Raw genomic sequence first — 2,864 nt, forward strand, 5'->3', positions numbered from 1 at the left:
CCGGGACGCGGGCCGGGAGAGGCCGGCGTCACGGGGGCCGGCGCTGCCGGAGCCTCGGCTGCGGCCGGCTTGGGGGCCGGGGCGCCGGGCTTCGGGGCGGCGGGACGTGCAATGGCGCCGGGGGTCGGAACCCCGGGCTTGGCGGGGGCGGCCTTGCGGGGCGCTCCCGGCTTGGCAGCGGACTTGCCGGCGTTGCCGCCGGGCCCCTGCAGTGCGTCGGTCAACTTGCGCACAACCGGCGCCTCGATCGTCGAGGACGCCGAACGGACGAACTCACCGAGTTCCTGGAGCTTGGCCATGACGACCTTGCTCTCCACACCGAACTCCTTGGCGAGTTCGTATACCCGGACCTTAGCCACTTCGCTCCTTTTAGGTCCGGGTTTGCGCCGGACCGTCGCTACTTCATGGGCGTACTCATCGCGTACTCATCGAGTGCTCATCGCAATCTCGACCTACTTCCAACTCGCGAGGTACCTGACCGCACGGGGTGTCCGTGCCGTACTACTTCTTACGGTGTCGCCGCGGCCACGGCGGCCACGGCGTCGCTCAGTCCGGCCGTGTCGAGCGCTCCCGGGGACCTGAGGGCCCGGGGGAACGCCCTGCGGCGGACCGCCTTGTCGACGCAGACCGCGGCGGGGTGCACGTAGGCACCCCGGCCGGGCAGCGTACCGCGAGGATCGGGAACGCATGCGTCCCCGACCGCCACGATCCGCAGCAGTTCGCTCTTGGCCGCTCGCGCCCGACACCCCACACAGGTGCGTTCGGGGCATGCGCGGGCTTGCGTCCGGCCAGACACGCCTAAGTCTACCTCCCCGTACCGACCTCACCCCTTCGGGCGCAAAATCGAACGGACGTTGTCGCGATCTGCTGTCTTGAACTGTGTACCCGCAGGGCAGCGCCAGCGGGTAGCGGTTTTATTCCCCGCCCCGGCCCCGGTCGGCGTCCGGGGACGCCTCCGTGTCGGGGCGGATGTCGATGCGCCAGCCGGTCAGCCGCGCGGCGAGGCGGGCGTTCTGGCCCTCCTTGCCGATGGCGAGCGACAGCTGGTAGTCGGGGACGGTCACCCGCGCGGAGCGCGAGTCCCAGTCGACGACCTCGACCTTGCTCACCCGAGCGGGTGACAGGGCGTTCGCCACCATCTCCGCCGGGTCGTCCGACCAGTCGACGATGTCGATCTTCTCGCCGTGCAGCTCGGCCATGACGTTGCGCACGCGGGCGCCCATCGGGCCGATGCAGGCGCCCTTCGGGTTGAGGCCCGAGCGCGTCGACCGCACGGCGATCTTCGTGCGGTGGCCGGCCTCGCGGGCGATCGCCGCGATCTCGACGCTGCCGTCCGCGATCTCCGGGACCTCCAGCGCGAAGAGCTTCTTCACCAGGTTGGGGTGGGTCCGCGACAGGGTCACGGACGGGCCGCGCACGCCCTTCGCCACGCGGACGACGTACGCCTTCAGGCGCAGCCCGTGCGGGTACTCCTCGCCGGGGACCTGCTCCTGCACCGGCAGGATGGCCTCCAGCTTGCCGATGTCGACGAGGACGTTCTTGGGGTCCTTGCCCTGCTGCACGACGCCCGTCATGACGTCGCCCTCGCGGCCGGCGAACTCGCCGAACGTCAGGTCGTCCTCCGCGTCGCGCAGACGCTGCAGGATCACCTGCTTGGCGGTCGTCGCGGCGATCCGCCCGAAGTCCGACGGCGTGTCGTCGAACTCCTTGGGCTCCTGCCCCTCCTCCAGGTCCCGCGGGTCCTCCGTCGCCCACACGACGACGTGCCCATTGGTGCGGTCCAGCTCCACGCGCGCCCGGCGGAAGCTGCCCTCGGTGCGGTGGTACGCGATGAGGAGGGCCGACTCGATCGCCTCGACGAGCAGGTCGAAGGAGATCTCCTTCTCCCGGACCAGACCCCGCAGGGCACTCATGTCGATGTCCACGGCTACGCCTCCTCTTCCTTCTTGTCCTTGCGGTTGAACTCGATCTCGACACGCGCCCTTGCGACGTCGGCGAACGCGATGCGGCGCGCGGTCGCCTTGCGGCCCTTCACACCGGGGACCTCGAGGTCCATGCCCTCGTCGTCGACGTCGAGAATGCGGGCGATCAGTTCCCCGCCCTCGGACAGCTGGAACTTCACCAGGCGGCCGATCGCCCGGACGTAGTGGCGGTGCTCGGTCAGCGGGCGGTCCGCGCCCGGCGAGCTCACCTCCAGGACGTACTCGCCCTCGCCCATCGCGTCGGTCTCGTCCAGCCTGTCGGAGACCTCGCGGCTCAGCTCGGCACACGCGTCCAGTTCCACGCCCTCGTCGGAATCCACGATGATGCGCAGCATCCGGCGCTTGCCGGCCTTCGACAGCTCGATGTCCTCGAGATCAAGGCCCCTGGCGGCGACGAGCGGCTCCAGCAATCCGCGCAGCCTGTCGCTCTGGGTGGTGCTCATCCGGGTGACTCCTCGGCCGCGTGTGCTGTTGTGGGTTACGTCGCGTGTCAGACCAAAGGGTATCCGGTCGCGGAGGGTGTTGCCGTCCGCCCTGTGGACAAGCCCCCTAGTACCGTGATCACACCCTGCCCTTCCCCACCCCCGAGGACGTCGCCGTGCCCTGGACCCCTCCCCCCGGACCCTCGCGCAGGAGCCTGCTCGCCGGCGCGGCCGCCACCGCCGGCGCGGCACTGGCCGGCGGGTGCTCCGGCGGCTCCCGCCCGCCGGCCCCGCCGAGCGGTGTTGCACTCGAACGGCGGATGCGCGCATCGGCTGTTCGGGACAGCGAACGGCTGCTGGAACGTTACGACGCGACCGCCGCCGCCCATCCCGCACTGGCCGGCCGCCTCGCCCCGCTGCGCTCGGCCGTCGCCGCGCACGCGGGGGCGCTGGCGTGGCC

Annotated in this window: 4 protein-coding genes; all 4 read right to left on the minus strand. The window is 71.1% G+C overall.

Translation table 11 applies throughout. From position 1 onward, the window contains the following. Nucleotides 1-359, minus strand: a 359-nt coding sequence (locus tag EF903_RS31190) for a translation initiation factor IF-2 N-terminal domain-containing protein (RefSeq protein WP_185902925.1), incomplete at its 3' end; no start/stop codon positions are given. Nucleotides 360-508: 149 nt separating this feature from the next. Continuing rightward, a complete protein-coding gene (locus EF903_RS31195; protein WP_125548334.1) occupies nucleotides 509-796 on the minus strand; it encodes a YlxR family protein in 288 nt (95 codons plus the stop codon). 118 nt (nucleotides 797-914) lie between these two features. Further along, on the minus strand, nucleotides 915-1,925 hold the full coding sequence (gene nusA, locus EF903_RS31200) for a transcription termination factor NusA (RefSeq protein ID WP_125548335.1): 1,011 nt from the start codon (nucleotides 1,923-1,925) through the stop codon (nucleotides 915-917). Nucleotides 1,926-1,927: 2 nt separating this feature from the next. After that, nucleotides 1,928-2,425: a ribosome maturation factor RimP gene (rimP, locus tag EF903_RS31205; protein ID WP_125548336.1), complete on the minus strand. Its 498-nt coding sequence runs from the start codon at nucleotides 2,423-2,425 to the stop codon at nucleotides 1,928-1,930. Between the last annotated feature and the right edge of the window lie 439 nt (nucleotides 2,426-2,864).

The organism is Streptomyces sp. WAC05292 (genome assembly GCF_003949955.1).
Taxonomy (GTDB): domain Bacteria; phylum Actinomycetota; class Actinomycetes; order Streptomycetales; family Streptomycetaceae; genus Streptomyces; species Streptomyces globosus.